This is a genomic window from Streptomyces olivaceus (assembly GCF_000721235.1).
GTDB classification, from domain to species: Bacteria; Actinomycetota; Actinomycetes; order Streptomycetales; family Streptomycetaceae; genus Streptomyces; species Streptomyces olivaceus.
In genome coordinates, this window is sequence record NZ_JOFH01000031.1 from 1 (window position 1) to 16,290 (window position 16,290).

The following is a 16,290-nucleotide window of genomic DNA, read 5'->3' on the forward strand; positions in this document are numbered from 1 at the left end:
ACGCTACGAACGCAAGGCCGACCACTTCCTCGCGTTCACCAGCATCGCCTGCACCCTCATCTGCTACCGCAGACTCACCAAATGAGATGACTTCTTAGGCCACAGTTGGGCGTTCACTCGCTGCGCGTAACGCACCGGGTCCTCAATCCCCCTTCCTCACGAGCGACTTGACGTCTCTAGAGATATTCGCCACAGTACATGTCTAGAGATGTTGTCCCAGTGACTTCCGGAATGAGGGGTGCGGTATGACGTCGCAAGGAATGGCTCTTTCGACGGTGGCGGAGCCGACGCCGAGAGCGGCCACCAGGGAGCACGTCGCCAACGACGGACGGGCGAAAGCAGCTTCATCTCCAGGCGATCCCCTCTCCCCCTACGATCACAGCGTCGGGGAGTGAACGGGTGACCTACTCGATCGACCGCTGTCCGTGCGAGGAGTCACCACGCCTCGGCGCGATGGCTCTGCACCCCGTCGCGGAGTCCGTCCCCCGGGCCCGGCACTGGTTCCGGAAGCTCCTCACTCCATACCGCCCGAACTGCTCGGTCGACGACTGTGTCCTGCTGCTCTCGGAGCTGGTAACCAACGCCGTCGTCCACGGAACGCCGGACGGGCCCTGGCTCGTACAGGTGGAGTGGTTTCGCGTGGGGACCTCGCTCCTGGTCGAGGTGCACAATCCGGGGCTGCCCGAAAGCGTGCGGCTGAGACGTCCCGACGCCGACGACGCACACGGGCGCGGACTGCTGCTGGTCGCCTCCCTCGCCGACTCCTGGCACTCCGGTCCCGGCCGCTTCGGAGGCACGGTGGTCTCCTTCCGGATGGCGGGCGCCTGGTCGGCGCCTTGATGCAGCGGCTGGGGGGAGGGAGGCTCACGTCCCGGCGAGCCGGGCCAGGAGTGCGGCGGTGTGCAACTCGTGGGAAGCGAAGGCGCCGTGGTCGCTGTGCCAGGTGACCGTGCGGGTGGCGCGCCGGGTGAAACGGCGTTGCAGCTCCGGGTGGACGACCCGGTCGTCGGTGCAGCGGACGTAGGTGCTGGGCCGCGAGCGCCAGGCCGCCGTCACCGCCGCCTGATGGCCGGCCGCCATGACCTGGGGCACCAGCTCGGCGACGTGGCGCGACCTCCGGTCCGCTTCGAGCTGCCCGTGGAAGAGTCCCCCGGCCCGGGCCGGATCGATCGTGGTGGTGCCGGCGACGTCACCGACCATGCAGGCGCCCAGGTCGCTCGGCGCCTGGGCGAGCAGCCCGAAGCTGGTCTCGCCGACGTCGGGCATCATCGCGGCCAGGTACACGAGGTGCGCCACCTTCGACGGGGGCAGACCGCTGATCACGGCGCCGCCGTAGGAGTGGCCGCAGGCGACGACGGGCCCGGACCCGGCGATGCCGTCCAGTGCGGCTTCGGCGGCCGCGACGTCCCCGGCCAGTGAATCCCGGTGCAACTCGGCGACGGCCACGGCGACACCCTGCGCTCGCAGCCTGGCGGCGACCCCGTTCCACGCCTTGCCGGTGTGCCAGGCGCCGTGCACGAGAAGCACGCCTCGGGGCGTGGCCGGCACCGGGTTCCGGTGGACGTTCACTCCGGCTCACCCAGCCCCTCGCGCACGGCGGTGCGGGCGCGGTGCAGCCGGGACTTCATCGCCGGCGTACTCACCCCGAGCGCCGAGGCGACGGTCTTGCCCGGCAGCCCCTGGATGTCCCGCATGATGAGGACGCGACGCTGGTCGTCCGGCAGGGATGCGATCACGTCGGCCAGCCGCTCGATCTCCAACCGGCCCAGCACGTCGTCCTCGGCCGAGGAGGCCACCGCTTCACCGGCCGAGGTGTCAACAGCCGTGTCCGAGCGGCGTGCAAGGCCGCGGGCACGCCGCAGGCACTCGTTGCGCACGATCCGGAACAGCCAGGAGGCGAGCGCCGCGGTGGCCCGCAGGGTCCCGATTCTGCGAAAGAGGACGATCATCGCCTCCTGCGCTGCGTCCTCGGCGTCCTGGCTGCTGGCACACAGCGAGAACGCGAACCGCCGGACATGCGGGTACACCCCGGAGACCAACACCTCGATGGACGCCTTGTCACCGCGCTGGGCGGCACTGACCAGTTGACCACCCGGCCAGGACGACCTCGTGAACTGAGCCACGGTCCCCCACTCCCCTCAACTCCTCGGCCGCACCGGCCGCTTGCCCTGCCCCCAAGAGAGTCAGCGGTCGGCCCAGAGGATTCAGCCGAGTCACGGCGGCGCCCACCCCGACACGCACTATCGCGATCTCCCGAAGACGCGTACTATCGCGTTCATCCTCCCGTTGAGTACGCCAACCCGCCCCCGTTGAGGAGCTCTTCATGCCCGCTCTCCTGGACCCCGTCCTCGATCTTCTGACCGTACGTGGCACCGTCACCGAGGCCGAGCAGGTCACCGCCCGGATGCGTCGGCTGCGCATCGAGGGCGAACAACTGGCCGGTCTGGAGGTCCGGCCGGGCCAGCAGGTGCGGGTCCTGGTCGGCGGACTCGCCCTCCGTACGTACTCGATCTGGCACTACGACCCGTCCGGCGGCGTCGACTTGTGCGTACTGGACCACGAGGCGGGCGGACCGGGCGCCCAATGGGGCCGCACCGTCGCACCGGGCGAACAGGTGCGGTTGCGACGCCCCGAGGGCACCTTCACGCTGCGTCCCGACGCCGCCCGCCACCTCTTCGTCGGCGACGAGACGGCCTCGGTCGCGTTCGGTGCGATGCTCACGGCACTGCCCGGGGAAGCCGTCGTCTCCGGGTGCGTCGAGACGGCGACAGCCGCGGACCGGCTGCCCCTGGCGGGCGGCGACCGGCTCGACTGGATACTCCGGGGCGAGACGTCACTGCCGGACGCGGTACGACGCCTCGCCCCGGAGCCCGGCGGGATCGCGTATGTCGCCGGGGAGGCACGGGAGGTGCAAGCAGTACGGCGGGTACTCGTCCAGGAAGCGGGGTGGGACCGGCGCGCGGTCCTGACCAAGCCGTTCTGGACGCCGGGCAAGAAGGGCATGGACTGACGCGCAGAGGTCTTCGCGTCCCTCCCGCCGTAATGCCCGGCTGACCGTTCACGGCAGGCGACTTCTCAACGAGCGTGTCCGCACGGCCCGTCCGCTCACGCATGTCGCTGCCGGGACGGGCGTCTCCCGCCTGCCGGTGCTTCAGACCTGGCTGAGGTTGATCTCCACGGCGAAGGGAGCGGCGACCTTCACGACCCCGGTGAAAACGTCCCCGTCCCGGTAGGTCTTCGTCGCGGGGTCGAGAAGGTAGGTGTACACCAGAGGCACACCCGTCACGGCCTGCTCGATCCGCCAGTAGAAGCCGATACCGGCCTTGGCGTACTGGTCGACCTTCACGATCCGGTCGGTGGTCTCCGAGCCCGGCGACACCACCTCGGCCACCAGCAGTACGTGCTCGGGGCGCGTGGGTGTGACGTCGAGCGTGTCGGCGCGGTAGACGATGACGTCGGGGCGCCGATTGGTCAGCGGAACGTCCTGCAGCCGGACGTCGAAGTCCGTGTCGGCGTTCCAGTCAGGGCCCGCAGCGGCATCCAGGGCGTTGGCAAGGAGCCGCGCCAGCCGGTTGTGCCGCTTGGACGCGCTGGGGCTCACGACGACCATCCCGTCCACGATCTCGATGCCGGCGCACTGCTCCTCGGACCACGACTCGTACTCCTCCGCCGTGATCTGCTCGTGCATCCACGCCGGGGCCACCATCTCGGCAGTCATGACACGCCTCCCGGACACTGCGCGGCGGGCCTGGTCCCGCTGGGCCCAGCGTACTGTCTGCACCTCACCCTGCAGGCGCGCGGAATTACGCCGACGACGCGCGGTGGCGGAGGACGTGTCGAACGGCGGCGGCAGATGCCGCCAAGCCACGTGGGACAGCCTTCTGTCACTTGACTGATGCAGCCGATCTGGCGGCCTGCTCGATTTTCGCGCAGTGGGCGATACGGGCGTCCTCATCAATGTGTGTCTCGTGTTCGGGGCGCATCCCGGTTCGGCCGTCGACGCCTTCGCGCAGGATGTCGGCGTGCCCGGCATGCCGGTTGGTCTCGCCGAGGACGTGGACCAGGACGGCGAACAAGTTCGTGTCGGCATGCGGCTCCGGCCACCACGGCACGTGGCCGGGGGCGTCGAGGGCAAGGTCGTCGATCGTCGCGTCTGCGTGTTCCCACGTGCGCCGGTAGAACCCGATGATCTGATCGCTCGCCTCGTCCTCAGCCGCCCACAGATCGCCGCCGTCGTGGTCCTGCCACCGGGGCAGCGGTTCAGGGGACGGCCGACCGAAGACCTCGCCGAAGTACCTGGCCTCGACGCCGGCCACGTGCTTGACCAGGCCGAGGAGGTTGGTCCCGGTCACCGTCAAGGGCCGGCGGGCGTCATACTCGGACAGGCCGTCGAGCTTCCAGAGCAGCGCCTTGCGGTCCCGCCGCAGTCTCCCGTGCAGGCTGTCCTTCGCGAATTCCTCGATCACGCGGCAGGAGCCTGCCATGGACTACTCGTGGCCTCAAGATCCCGTACCTGGACCGCAGCGCACGACAATGCCCCTGAGCCGCGCCTTACGCACAGCTCAAGGGCATGATCACGTTCTCTACTTCTTCTTGCCCTGGGTCTTGCCGGGGATCTTAATGATCTGCGTTTTTGCTGCTCAGGGGCGGTGGGATCGTGCGCCTGGTGGTCGTCGTTGGTCGTCATTGGCCACTGTCGAGCAACCTCGGACGACCCAGGGACGGCCCAGCTTCGCCGCGCTCGACTGACGGCCGGCACCCTCGAAGTGCCCTGTCCGCACCTCAGCCGACGACAGTCAGCCACGACGGCGAGTGCGTCGACCGACCTCGCACACGTATGCCTCGATGCACCCCCACCGGCCTCAGCCACGCTGCTATGCGACGACCAGCGCAAGCCGCGTCGGCCGATCCGTGACGACGATGCATTAGCCCTCAGTCTGGAAAGCTGCGACAGCGCTCGTCTGCCCTTGCAGACACAGCAGGGGTTCAGATCCTCACCCACTCGTTGTGCAAACGTCTAGCGAGTGTCTGCTGCGGGTGTCATGATTCCAACACGAGGGGTAACTGAGGGGCTTTTACTAGGCACTGTTTCTCGAATCACGTTCGGAGCCAGATGGCGAGGGCTGCGAGCGTGACGGTGCCGAGGTAGATGTAGGCGCGTTTCTCGTAGCGGGTAGCGACGGCGCGGAAGCTCTTGAGGCGGTTGATGGTGCGTTCGACGGTGTTGCGTTTCTTGTAGCGCTCGCTGTCGAAACCGGTGGGCCGCCCGCCTCGGGACCCTCGGTTCTTGCGGTGTCCCTGCTGGTCGAGACGTTCGGGAATCGTGTGCGGGATGCCGCGTCGTCGCAGGTAGCGGCGGTTACGTCGGGACGTGTAGGCCTTGTCCGCAAGGACACGGTCGGGCCGGTTGCGGGGCCGTCCGACTCCGGTTCGCGGCACCGAAACCTGTTCCAGGACCCGCTCGAGCTGGGGTCCGTCACCGTAGTGTCCGGGTGTCAGGACGAGGGCGAGGGGTCGGCATCGTCCGTCGGCGGCGAGGTGGATCTTGGTGGTGAATCCTCCGCGGGAACGTCCCAGACACTCCCCGATCTGACCACCTCCTCCAGACGGGCGGCTAGTTTCCGCAGTACCGGATCGACCTGGTTCGTCCCTCGCACGGCCCCCTTTTGAGGAACGGCGGCCGGGGACGCCTTCCTCGCGCCGGCGGCGTGCTGGTGGGCTCGTACTGCTGTGGAGTCCACCGACACGTCCCAGTCGATACCGCCTTCGGCATCCTCGGCTGTCTGGATGCGGGACAACAGCATCTGCCACGTTCCATCGGCTGACCAGCGGCGATGCCGTTTGTAGACCGTCTCCCAGGGTCCGAACCGCTCGGGCAGATCCCGCCACTGGACACCGGTCCGCACTCGGTAGAGAACCCCGTTGATCACCCGGCGGTGGTCGCTCCACCTACCACCACGCGCACCACCAGGAGGTAAGAACGACACCAGCCGGTCCCACTCCGCATTCGTCAGATCACCACGGCCCATACAGCCAGCCTGGCGCTAACACCCCACCCGCGTCTGCGTTTGCGTTTGCGCGTGATGCGACCCCAGGTGACGGTAGATAGATCAAACGGTTCCACGGCGGCGATCAAGGCCTTCACAGCGCGTGTCTTCGACAGTCCGGTGAGGAGTTTCTACGGCGTCCAGGTCTCCAACCAGGGCTGGATGATGATCTTCGTTAGCGGCATCCCGCTCCGCCACAACGGCCAAAGATTCAAGCGGTAGGAGTGATGCGGCGAGCGGCGAGCAGTGTCAGACGGTCGGCGAGGCGGTCGTAGCGGCGTTCCGATCATCGACAACGCGAACCGCGTAAAGGCAGAGGAGACCCAAGATGGCAACGCAGGTCAGCAAAGCGCTTCTGGTACGCCTCGAAGCACTGCCCGGCAGAGAGGACGACGTCCGCGACTTCTTGAACCAAGGGCTGTCGATCGTCGAGGGGGAGCCCAAGACCGTCAGGTGGTTCGGAATCCAGTTCGGACCCTCGTCGTTCGGGATCTTCGATGCCTTTCCCGACGACGACGGGCGCCAGGCGCATCTGTCGGGTGCGGTCGCGAAAGCGCTCGGTGAGAACACGGGTGAGCTCTTCGAGGAGCCCACGATCGAGCAGCTCGATGTCGTCGTGGAGAAGCAGCCCGCGTAGAGCAGGCTCTGCCCGCGGGGCGACGTGGATCAGCCACGGGCCAGGCCAACGTCAAGGCGTACAACCGGCAGCTGTGCGGGCTGATCGAGCAGGGCAAGGCCAAGCTGTCCTGGATCGTCTCCCAGGAGCTGTCGCTGGACCAGGCGCCGCAGGCCTACCAGCACCTTCGGCCACCGAGAGGACGGCTGGACCAAGGTCCTCCTCCACCTCGACGGCAGCTGAGCGGCGACAGAACGGACCCGAACCGGTCCCCCGCCGACCACCGGAAGGAACCACGCACCATGACCAACGAACTACACGGCAGGAAGGTCGCCATCCTGGCCACGGACGGCGTTGAGCGCGTCGAGCTCGAAGAGCCTCTCGGCGCACTGCTGGGCGCTGGAGGGCAGGCTGAACTCCTGTCCCTCCACACCGGCGAGATCAACGCGCGCCAGATGGACATCGACCCGGCCGGAACCTTTACCGTGGACAAGAAGGTCGCCGACGCCCGTGTGGGTGACTACGATGCGCTCCTGCTGCCCGGCGGCACCATGAACCCCGACCAGCTGCGCACCGACCCCGACGCCGTCGCCTTCGTGAGGGAGTTCGTGGAGACCGGGAAGCCCGTTGCCACCATCTGCCACGGACCCTGGACCCTGGCAGAGGCTGGCGTGCTGCACGGTCGCCGCCTCACCTCTTGGCCCAGCATTCGGACTGACCTGCGCAACGCTGGCGCCGAGGTCGTCGACGAGGAGGTCGTGATCGACCGCCAGCTGATCTCCAGCCGCGGCCCGCAGGACCTTCCCGCCTTCTGCAAGGCGATCGTCGAACGCTTCGCCAACGCACCGCAACCCGCCTGATCGGGAGAAGTCGCAAGCCACCGAAATGACATCCGGCACTCCCACGGCCGAGGCCCCGTGGATCAGCAGAGGAGATCGTCATGGCAAGCAGCAACCGCGCCGTCACGTTCCAGAACCCGAAAGACATGCGCGTTGAGTCCCTGGACTTCCCGAAGCTTCAGATGCCGAACGGGAAGAAGGCCCCGCACGGAGTCATCCTCAGGATCGTCGCCACCAACATCTGCGGGAGCGACCTGCACATCTACCGCGGGTCCTTCCCGGTGCCCCAGGGCATGGTGATGGGGCACGAGATGACCGGGGAGGTCATCGAGATCGGCCCCGACGTCGAGTTCCTCAGTGAGGGCGACCTCGTCTCCGTCCCGTTCAACGTGGCCTGCGGCCGATGCCGCAACTGCAGGGCGCGCCGGACCGACGTCTGCGAGAACGCAAACCCCAAGGTGTCCTGCGGAGCGTACGGCTTCAACCTGGGCGACTGGACCGGCGGCCAGGCCGAGTACCTGTTCGTCCCGTACGCCGACTTCCAGCTTCTGCGCTTCCCGGACAGGGACCAGGCCATGTCGAAGATCCGTGACCTGGCGCTGCTCTCGGACATCCTGCCCACCGCGTTTCACGGTCTCATGGAGGCCGGTGCCAAGCCGGGCTCGACCGTGTACATCGCCGGCGCCGGCCCGGTCGGCCGCTGCGGCGCAGCAGCGGCGCGCCTCCTCGGGGCGTCCTGCATCATCGTCGGCGATTACCACAAGGACCGCCTGGAGCTGGTGAAGAAGAACGGCTGCGAGACGGTCGATCTGAGCCAGGACGCAGCGCTCACCGACCAGATCGAGGCCATCCTGGGCGAACCCATGGTCGACTGCGCAGTCGACTATGTCGGCACCGAGGCGCACGGCATCGGCCGCGAGGCCGAGGACATGGACCCGGCCTACGCCATCAACCAGGTGCTCGACGCCACCCGCGCGGGCGGGGCCACCGGAGTCATCGGCGTATACGGCGCCGACCCGCTCGCGAAGTCGAAGGCGGAGCAAGAGGGTACGTACCCGATCGACTTCGGCAAGGCGTGGATCAAGTCGCCGCGGATCTCCGGCGGGCAGGCACCGATCATGCACTACAACCGCGAGCTGATGATGGCGATCCTGTGGGATCGCATGCCCTACTTGAGCGCCATGCTCAACACGAAGGTGATCGGCCTCGACGACGCCCCCGACGCCTACGCGACCTTCGATACGGGAGTGTCCCAGAAGTTCATCATCGACCCCCACGGCCTCATTCCCGCCTGAGGCCCGCGATCCGAGAAACAGTGCCTAGGTGGAACCGTCGTCTCGTTCGTGGTCGCCGGCGCCTGGCCGGGCTGACGGAGAGACCCCGCGGAAGCCGGCAGACGGCGCGTTGAGAGCAACAAGCCCCCGTCCGCGAGAAGACCGCGGGCAGGGGGCTCACCGGTGAGCTGCGTCTACTTCTTCTTTCCCTGGGCCTTGCCGGGGATCTTGGTGAGCTGGGTTTTGCTGAGCCGATCGATGCCTGGGTGTTCCATGCCTCCATCCCGATCGCCTCGAAGAGTTGGCGGATCAGGTGCTCGCACTCGGTGGGGGTGAGCTTGACCAGTACGGGCCTGCTGTCGAGGTCAGCTACCACGTCCATGCTGTCCATCAGTCGGTCTTTGGTGAGACCGAACTCGATGATGGGTCGAGGTCGTAAGGGTTGGGAGAAAGGAACACCTTTAGTCCCTTGAGACAGGCAGCCGCATCGACCTGGCTGAGGCGCAGTATGCCGAACTGTTCTCTGCTGGCACTCAGCGTGACAAGACACGGTGAGACTTGCTGACCAGGCATCCGCTGGGGCGGACGCCCCCTCAACACCGCAGCGTGACCGACCCCGAACCGCAGCCCCGGAGTGTCGAAAGGGGCAGAAGGACGACTCAGGAGGCGGACGGCTCGATCTCTCCTGCAAAGACGATGACCTGGTCGATGAGGCTCCGCCGCAGATGGACGACGTCCGTGCCCGCCAGGCGGGGGCCTCCATCCGGCGTGGTGAAGACCCACTGGTACCGGGCCCACTCGCCAGGCATGTCCACCGCTGAGCAGCGCACCATCGTGCCGGTCCCCGCCGGGTGGCTCCGGATTTCCAGCACGAACCGCTCGACCGCCGCGATTCCTTCACTGCGACCCAACGGCCCCCAGAAGACCACGTCTGAGGTCAGGGCCTGGGAGAGCAGGGCAGTCACATAGCTGTCGCCCGAGGCGTTGAACGCGGAGATGAACGTGTCGATCGCGGAGCGTGCCGTCTCTTCCTGCATGCCCCAGTAATACCAGCCGTTGCACGTACGCTTGTCGTGCGAGCAGCCTTCCGATCACGGTGGACCATCCCGGTCACAGCACTGGCCCTCCCCTGGCTTGACTCCCCAGAGCTGCAGTCCCCGCTCATCTGGCAGGATCACGCACCTTGAAACGTGGACCTGGTGCGAAGTGCGACGAGCCGGCGCGCCGGGCGTGGACGGCCACGGGCTGTGGACGCCGTACTCGACCGCTGTCGTCCGCTGTGCCGGGCACGGATGGGGCACGAGGGTAGCGCTGCGGCGGACCCACCCAGGATGTGCTCGCGCTGGGCCTGCGACGTCAGAGAGGGATGATGCGGACCTGGTTTCCGCAGATTTTGGTCATGTCGTCGCTGTCGGAGGTCAGGAGGGCGGCGGGTTTCGGCTGGCGAAGGGCGACCTCGGCGACTGTGGCATCGATGGCGTACTTGTGCCCGTGCAGTCCGGCGTCCTTGAGTAGCTTGGCCGCTGCCTTCGCCGCCTGTTCGGTGACCGGCTCCACCTTGACGCGGGACAGAACCCAGTTCAGGCGAGACATGTTGGTACGGGAGTGGCTGACTTCCACGATGGTATTGGCCCCGATCGCCAGGTCGGCTCCCATGTCGTGGAAGACCTGAAGCATCGCGAGGAGCTTGCGGTCCTGCGCGATCCAGGCGGAGAGCCCTTCCGAGTCCAGGACAACGGTCTCGATGTGCTCGCTCACGCGGCGTCCGCGTCCTTGGAGGAGTCGACGGAGCCGAAGATCTTCGCGCGGGCCTCGGCGAGCTCCTCGTCGCTGAAGTGTCCGCGCTCTTCCTCGTGGCGGCGAAGATCGTCCCCCAGGAGCTGGTGCCGGATTTGGCGGGCTACGGCTTCCGCCACGTAGCCGGAGACGTTGTCCGTGAGCTTACGAAGCTCCGCCACCTGGTCGCTGGGGAGCGTGACGGTGATGCGAGTCGTTGAGGACATACGGCAAGCATACTGGAGTATGCGGCATGCGCTGTGCGGTGGTTTGGCTGCTCACGGCTCCGTCAGTCAGTCAGGGCTGGTCGGGCTCTTGGCCGGCGGGCCCGCGGGGAGTGGCGATCAAGGTGTCGGCCGGGGGCTGTGCAGCCGGATGAACCGTGGGTGACCGGCCGTCCACCGCGCCGTCCCCCGGAGGCGAAGCCGCAGAGCCCGCGCCGGGTTGCCCGCGCTTGATGGCCGCGTCGACCGCGACGCCGATGCGACGCAGTGCCGCCAGCTCCTGAGGACCGAGACCGTCGATCAGGTACTCGCGGACCGCGGCGACGTGTCCCGGCGCCGCTGCCACCACCACGTCGTAACCGGCCTCGGTCAGCGTCGCGGTGGTGCGCCTTCCGGAACCCGGGATCCGGTTGCGTGCGAGCAGTTCGCGCTTCTCGAGCCGACCGACGACATGGGACAGCCTCGACAGTGACGCCGCCGTTCGCGCGGCCAGGGCGCTCATCTGCATGGTGCGAGCCGGCTGCTCGGACAGGACCGAGAGCACCATGTACTCGAAGAAGGTCAGCCGCGCCTCGCGCTGCATCCGCGCGTCCAGCGCGGCCGGCAGGCTGATCATGATCGCGGAGTTGGCCAGCCATGCCGCCAGCTCGTCGCCGTTCAGCCATCGCGTCTCGGCAACCGGACCGGTGGACGCCCCCGAGTCGGAGTCCTCGCCGGCACGAGCCGTCGCCTCGGATGTCGGCCCGTTCCGCGGTCGCCGACGGCGCCGGCCGTTCGTGTCATCTGCCGTCCTCGCCATGAGGACATCCTAGACCCACTTATTGACGCGTCAAGTTCGAAGGAGTAGAACTTGACGCGTCAAGTTCGCTCTGCGGCGCTGAGGCCCGCCCCACACGGAATGGACAACGGATGCAGTCCACGTCGCTCGGCAGGCTCGATGTCCCGCGCATCGGCCTGGGTGTCATGGGGATGTCGGCCTTTTACACCGGCGCAGGTCGGGACGGAGCCGAGTCGATCCGCACCATTCGTCGCGCCGTCGACCTGGGTGTCACCCATCTGCACACCGCCGAGGTGTACGGCCCCTACGTCAACGAGGAACTCCTGGGCCGCGCGGTCAAGGGCCGCCGGGACGAGGTCGTCCTCGCCACCAAGTTCGGCCTCGTCTCCCACACCGGCCGGCCGGGCCCGGACAGCACCCCCGTCAACATCCGCACGGCCGTCGACGGCTCACTGCGGCGGCTCGGCACCGACCGCATCGACCTCTACTACCAGCACCGGGTCGACCCCGGCACTCCCATCGAGGAGACGGTGGGAGCGCTGAGCGAGCTGGTGGAGGCGGGCAAGGTCCTCCACATCGGCCTGTCGGAGGCGGCGGCGGCGACCGTCCGCCGGGCCCATGCGGTCCATCCCGTGGCCGCCGTCCAGAGCGAGTACTCGCTCTGGACACGAGACCCCGAGGCCGAAGTGCTGCCCGCGCTGCGTGAGCTCGGCATCGGACTGGTCCCCTACGCACCGCTGGGACACGGCTTTCTCACCGGTGGCCTCCGCACCCTGAACGGCTTGGACGCCGCCGACTGGCGTCGCACCAATCCCCGGTTCACCGGCGACAACCTCACGCGCAACCTGCGCATCGTCGACCAGGTACGCGAGGTCGCCGACGAAGTCGGGGCCACGCCCGCGCAGGTCGCTCTGGCCTGGCTGCTCGCGCAGGGAGACGGCATCGCGCCCATTCCGGGGACGAAACGCATCGACCGCCTCGAGGAGAACAGCGCCGCCGACGCCGTCCGACTCACCCCGGGCCAGATCACCCGCCTGAACAACCTCACACCGGCGTCCGGCGAACGCCATGCCGAGCCCGACATGGCCGCCGTCGACCAGTGAGAGAAGCGCGAACGCGCCGATTCGGCCCGCGCACCACACCACGTCTTGCTTCAGCGAAAGAAACGGAACACCACATCATGTCAAGCACTCTCATTCGGGTCGGCATCATCGGCGCGGATACGAAGGCGAGCTGGGCGGGCGCATCGCACATACCCGCGCTGGCGGCACAGCCCGGCCTTCACTTGGCCGGTGTGGCGACGCGGCACGAGGAGAGCGCGCGCAGCGCTGCCGAGGCGTTCGGCGCGGAGCGGTGGTTCGCGGACCCCTACGCGCTCATCGGTGACCCTTCGATCGACGTCGTCACCGTCGCGGTGAAGGTCCCGGCTCACCGCGAGCTCGTCCTGGCGGCCCTCGCGGCGAACAAGGCCGTGTACGCGGAGTCACCACTGGGCGCGACGGTTGCGCAGACGGAGGAGATGGCCGAGGCGGCCGGCTCGCTGCACACCGCGATCGGCCTGCAGGGCCGGCTCAACCCCTCGGTGCGCCGCGCGGCGGAGATCATCGCTCAGGGCCGGCTCGGACGGCTGCTCTCGGCGCGAGTCGCCGCGACGACCTTCGGCAACGGCCCGGAGTCGGTGAGCGCGTACGAGTACTTCGACAAGGCAGCGTCCGGAGCCGGTTTCCTCACCATCGCCGCGGGCCACGTGCTGGATGTGGTCGAGGCCGTTCTCGGCGACATCACCGAGATCGACGCCCGCACGGAACTCCTCTGGCCGCAGGTGAAGTTGGTCGACACCGGCGCGATATCCGTCCGCGAGGTCCCGGATCACCTCGACGCCATCGCCAAGACCTCCTCGGGGGCGCCGGTCGGGGTGCAGATCCTGGCGGGCGTGCCCGCCTCCGACGCCCACTTCAGTCTGGAAGTACGCGGATCGGAGGGCTGGCTGAAGCTGACGGGCGACCATCCCGCGGGCGTGCAGGTCGGCGACCTCACCCTCTCGTCGAGCGTCGACTTCGCCGCGCCCGACCGCCCGGTCGCCACCGGCGCGGGACCCACCGCCGCCGACATCTGGACGGGCGCCTCCATCAACGTCGGCGAGGTCTACGCCGGCCTGGCCCGCGACATCGCCAACGGCACCCACTACACCCCGGGGTTCCAGCACGCCGCCCACAACAGCCGTCTCGTCGCCCGAGTCGAACAAGCCGCCCGGACCGGCGTCCGGCACTGACGCCACCGCACCTCGCGGCACCGTGCATCACTGCCGTGACCGATACGGCGACCGATCCGCGAGTACGGGCGACCGACATAGGTTCGGACCCGCTGAAGGGCTCCTGAGGCCCACCCCCCTGATCAGGGAGTCGTTGATGAAATCAGTGCCTCGTCACCAAGCCGCTCGCGGCGCTTCGCGGCAGGCTCACGCCGTATGACCACCTCCGCGCGCGCCGCTGTTCTCGAAGCGCAGGACGGGCCCTTCGAATTTCGCGACATCGAGATCGAGGACCCGCGGCCCGACGAGGTACTCGTTCGCATGGTCGCGACCGGAATATGCGCGACCGACGCTCACGTGCGGGCGCAGCGAATGTCGACGCCGCTGCCGGTGGTGCTGGGGCACGAGGGAGGAGGAGTCGTCGAACGCGTGGGGGCCGCTGTCACCACCGTCGAGCCCGGTGACCACGTCGTCCTCTCCTACCACTCGTGCGGCCGCTGCAAGCCGTGCATGTCCTCTCACGCGGCCTACTGCGACAACGTCTGGGCGGCCAACTTCGCCGGTGCCCGGCTGGACGGCTCGAACGGCCTCCACGTCGCCCACGGCACGGAGCCGCACGGTCACTTCTTCGGCCAGTCCTCGTTCTCCACCCACGCCCTGGCCCACCAGCGGAACACGATCAAGGTCCCCCGCGATCTGCCCCTCGACGTCATGGCGCCGCTGGGGTGCGGGCTGCAGACGGGCGCGGGGGCCGTGCTCAAGGCCCTCGCCGTGCCGGCGGGGGCGTCCTTCGCGGTCTTCGGCGTGGGAGCGGTGGGCCTGGCGGCGGTCATGGCGGCTCAGGTCGCGGGTGCCACCACCATCGTCGCCGTCGACGTCGACGCCGGCCGCCTCGGTCTGGCCCGCGATCTCGGGGCGACGCACCTCGTCGACCCCGGGAAAGTCGAGGATCTGACCGGCGCGCTCCGTGCCGTCGACGAGCGCGGTCTGGAGTACGTCCTCGACACGAGCGGCCGCGCGGAGAACCTCGACGCCGGGGTCGGCGCCCTGGCACCGATGGGCCGATTCGGCTTCGTGGCGTTCCACGAAGGAGCGGGCGCCGTGCTCGACGCCGGCCGGCTCACGCTCGGCCAGTCGTTGCAGGGCATCATCCAGGGCGACGCCGTCTCGTCGCTCCTGATCAACGACCTTGCCCAGCTCTATCGAGCGGGCCGGTTCCCGATCGACCGGCTGCTGTCCTTCTACGACTTCGCCGATATCGACACCGCGTTCGAGGATGCGGGCTCGGGCCGCGTGACCAAGGCGGTCCTTCGATTCACGTCACCGGGATAGACCGCCCGTTCGACAGATTTCCAAGAACACAGAGAGGCGTTCCGTCGATGTGCCAGAGCAGTCAGATACCCATCAGCGTCGAAGAAACCCCGAGTTTCTACGGGATCGACCACTACGGATTCCCCCGCGCGGGGGCGGACGACCCGTTGGACCCCGAGGGATATTACCCCCCGTATTTCCAGAGCGAGCACTTCCAGAAGTACGGCTACCACGTGGAAGAACTGCGCGGCGGCTTCTACTGGGTCACCAGTGCCGGCTACGACGCCGCCTTCGTGGTGACCGAGGAGGGCGTGGTCGCGATCGACGCACCTCCGACGCTGGGCGAGAACATGCTGGCGGCGATCGAGGACGTCACCGACCGACCGGTGACCCACGTCATCTACAGCCACTGGCACGCCGATCACATCGGCGCGGCCTCCGTGTTCGGTCCCGACGTCGAGATCGTCGCCCACCGCATCACCAAGGAACTCCTGGAGCGCTTCCCCGACCCGAAGCGTCCCGTGCCGACGACGACGTTCGACGACGAACTCGTCCTCGAGGTGGGCGGCGTGAGCCTGCACCTCTCCTACAAGGGAGAGAACCACTGCCCCGGCAACATCTTCGTCTACGCACCCCAGCAGAAGGTGCTCACGGCCGTGGACATCGTCAGTCCGGGCAGCGTCACGTTCATGCACTGCGACGCCTCGCAGAACATCTCCGGCTGGTACGAGGCTCAGTCTCAGATCCTCGAATACGACTTCGACTACTTCGTCGGCGGGCACCACATGCATTACGGCACCTACGAGCAGGTGAAGCTGTGCGTGGAGTACTTCGCCGACGTGCTCGAGGGGGCGACTGCGGCGGTCGAGCGGTTCAGCCGCTCGGACGCGCTCGCCGACATCGTGACCGGCACCGGCTGGGACAGGATCTTCGTCGGCACCGAGAACTGGATCAGCTCCATGGCGAACTACACCACCCGCCACGTCCTGGAGAAGGAAACGAGCGACGGCCGGCTCTGGTGGGAACGGCTGGCAGGAGCCACCACCCAGACCAAGTACCACGCGTACACCGTGCTGGAGTCGATCCGCCTCGAACGGCCCCGGCCCGACTACCGCCAGCGGGGCGAGAATCCGCCGGTCTTCCTGACCTGACACCGTTCTGAACGGTGCGAGCA

18 protein-coding genes are annotated in these 16,290 nt (G+C 68.0%); 9 read left to right on the forward strand and 9 right to left on the reverse strand.

Annotated elements, in window-relative coordinates; genetic code table 11:
* The first annotated feature begins 399 nt into the window (after positions 1–399).
* Entirely contained in the window at positions 400–840 is a 441-nt protein-coding gene (locus IG94_RS0129305) for an ATP-binding protein (protein ID WP_031043890.1), read from the forward strand.
* A gap of 24 nt (positions 841–864) precedes the next feature.
* On the opposite strand, the gene IG94_RS0129310 is transcribed toward IG94_RS0129305, so the two are convergent.
* Both IG94_RS0129310 and IG94_RS0129315 read right to left on the reverse strand, forming a co-directional pair.
* Positions 865–1,527: an alpha/beta hydrolase gene (locus IG94_RS0129310; RefSeq protein ID WP_157852337.1), complete on the reverse strand. Its 663-nt coding sequence runs from the start codon at positions 1,525–1,527 to the stop codon at positions 865–867.
* A gap of 38 nt (positions 1,528–1,565) precedes the next feature.
* Positions 1,566–2,123, reverse strand: a complete 558-nt coding sequence (locus tag IG94_RS0129315) for an RNA polymerase sigma factor (protein ID WP_031043894.1) — start codon at positions 2,121–2,123, stop codon at positions 1,566–1,568.
* Positions 2,124–2,323: 200 nt separating this feature from the next.
* Between IG94_RS0129315 and IG94_RS0129320 the strand changes: the two genes are divergently transcribed.
* Entirely contained in the window at positions 2,324–3,010 is a 687-nt protein-coding gene (locus tag IG94_RS0129320) for a siderophore-interacting protein (protein WP_031043895.1), read from the forward strand.
* Positions 3,011–3,151: 141 nt separating this feature from the next.
* Here the strand turns inward: IG94_RS0129320 and IG94_RS0129325 are convergent, their stop codons facing one another.
* The 3 genes from IG94_RS0129325 to IG94_RS40875 form a co-directional block, all read right to left on the reverse strand.
* The gene (locus IG94_RS0129325) at positions 3,152–3,718 is read right to left on the reverse strand and encodes a Uma2 family endonuclease (RefSeq protein WP_031043896.1); all 567 of its coding nucleotides are present in this window, start codon (positions 3,716–3,718) and stop codon (positions 3,152–3,154) included.
* Positions 3,719–3,884: 166 nt separating this feature from the next.
* On the reverse strand, positions 3,885–4,466 hold the full coding sequence (locus IG94_RS0129330; protein WP_031043897.1) for a DinB family protein: 582 nt from the start codon (positions 4,464–4,466) through the stop codon (positions 3,885–3,887).
* A 631-nt stretch (positions 4,467–5,097) separates the two neighbouring features.
* A protein-coding gene (locus tag IG94_RS40875; RefSeq protein WP_372459479.1) for an IS5 family transposase occupies positions 5,098–6,029 on the reverse strand; the annotation gives its coding sequence in 2 pieces (ribosomal slippage) (positions 5,098–5,628 and positions 5,631–6,029; 930 coding nt in all).
* Between the two features lie 346 nt (positions 6,030–6,375).
* Between IG94_RS40875 and IG94_RS0129340 the strand changes: the two genes are divergently transcribed.
* The 3 genes from IG94_RS0129340 to IG94_RS0129350 all read left to right on the forward strand — a co-directional run bounded on the left by IG94_RS0129340 (position 6,376) and on the right by IG94_RS0129350 (position 8,797).
* Positions 6,376–6,684: a putative quinol monooxygenase gene (locus IG94_RS0129340; RefSeq protein WP_031043901.1), complete on the forward strand. Its 309-nt coding sequence runs from the start codon at positions 6,376–6,378 to the stop codon at positions 6,682–6,684.
* 281 nt (positions 6,685–6,965) lie between these two features.
* Entirely contained in the window at positions 6,966–7,523 is a 558-nt protein-coding gene (locus IG94_RS0129345) for a type 1 glutamine amidotransferase domain-containing protein (protein WP_031043905.1), read from the forward strand.
* Between the two features lie 80 nt (positions 7,524–7,603).
* Positions 7,604–8,797, forward strand: a complete 1,194-nt coding sequence (locus IG94_RS0129350; protein WP_031043910.1) for an alcohol dehydrogenase catalytic domain-containing protein — start codon at positions 7,604–7,606, stop codon at positions 8,795–8,797.
* 638 nt (positions 8,798–9,435) lie between these two features.
* On the opposite strand, the gene IG94_RS0129355 is transcribed toward IG94_RS0129350, so the two are convergent.
* The 4 genes from IG94_RS0129355 to IG94_RS0129370 all read right to left on the reverse strand — a co-directional run bounded on the left by IG94_RS0129355 (position 9,436) and on the right by IG94_RS0129370 (position 11,392).
* On the reverse strand, positions 9,436–9,813 hold the full coding sequence (locus IG94_RS0129355) for a hypothetical protein (RefSeq protein ID WP_031043914.1): 378 nt from the start codon (positions 9,811–9,813) through the stop codon (positions 9,436–9,438).
* Positions 9,814–10,132: 319 nt separating this feature from the next.
* On the reverse strand, positions 10,133–10,534 hold the full coding sequence (locus IG94_RS0129360) for a hypothetical protein (RefSeq protein ID WP_031043917.1): 402 nt from the start codon (positions 10,532–10,534) through the stop codon (positions 10,133–10,135).
* On the reverse strand, positions 10,531–10,779 hold the full coding sequence (locus tag IG94_RS0129365; RefSeq protein ID WP_031043921.1) for a type II toxin-antitoxin system CcdA family antitoxin: 249 nt from the start codon (positions 10,777–10,779) through the stop codon (positions 10,531–10,533). Before IG94_RS0129365 ends, IG94_RS0129360 begins: the two co-directional genes overlap by 4 nt.
* Positions 10,780–10,849: 70 nt before the next feature.
* Positions 10,850–11,392, reverse strand: a complete 543-nt coding sequence (locus IG94_RS0129370) for a MarR family winged helix-turn-helix transcriptional regulator (protein ID WP_224326452.1) — start codon at positions 11,390–11,392, stop codon at positions 10,850–10,852.
* A 293-nt stretch (positions 11,393–11,685) separates the two neighbouring features.
* Between IG94_RS0129370 and IG94_RS0129375 the strand changes: the two genes are divergently transcribed.
* The 4 genes from IG94_RS0129375 to IG94_RS0129390 all read left to right on the forward strand — a co-directional run bounded on the left by IG94_RS0129375 (position 11,686) and on the right by IG94_RS0129390 (position 16,267).
* Positions 11,686–12,657 carry an aldo/keto reductase gene (locus tag IG94_RS0129375; protein ID WP_031043927.1) on the forward strand — a complete coding sequence of 324 codons (972 nt, stop codon included), beginning with the start codon at positions 11,686–11,688 and terminating at the stop codon, positions 12,655–12,657.
* A 77-nt stretch (positions 12,658–12,734) separates the two neighbouring features.
* On the forward strand, positions 12,735–13,826 hold the full coding sequence (locus IG94_RS0129380) for a Gfo/Idh/MocA family protein (RefSeq protein ID WP_031043929.1): 1,092 nt from the start codon (positions 12,735–12,737) through the stop codon (positions 13,824–13,826).
* Between the two features lie 195 nt (positions 13,827–14,021).
* The gene (locus IG94_RS0129385) at positions 14,022–15,137 is read left to right on the forward strand and encodes an NAD(P)-dependent alcohol dehydrogenase (protein ID WP_031043933.1); all 1,116 of its coding nucleotides are present in this window, start codon (positions 14,022–14,024) and stop codon (positions 15,135–15,137) included.
* Between the two features lie 47 nt (positions 15,138–15,184).
* Complete coding sequence (locus tag IG94_RS0129390; protein ID WP_031043935.1) at positions 15,185–16,267, forward strand: MBL fold metallo-hydrolase; 1,083 nt, start codon at positions 15,185–15,187, stop codon at positions 16,265–16,267.
* The last annotated feature ends 23 nt before the right edge of the window (positions 16,268–16,290 follow it).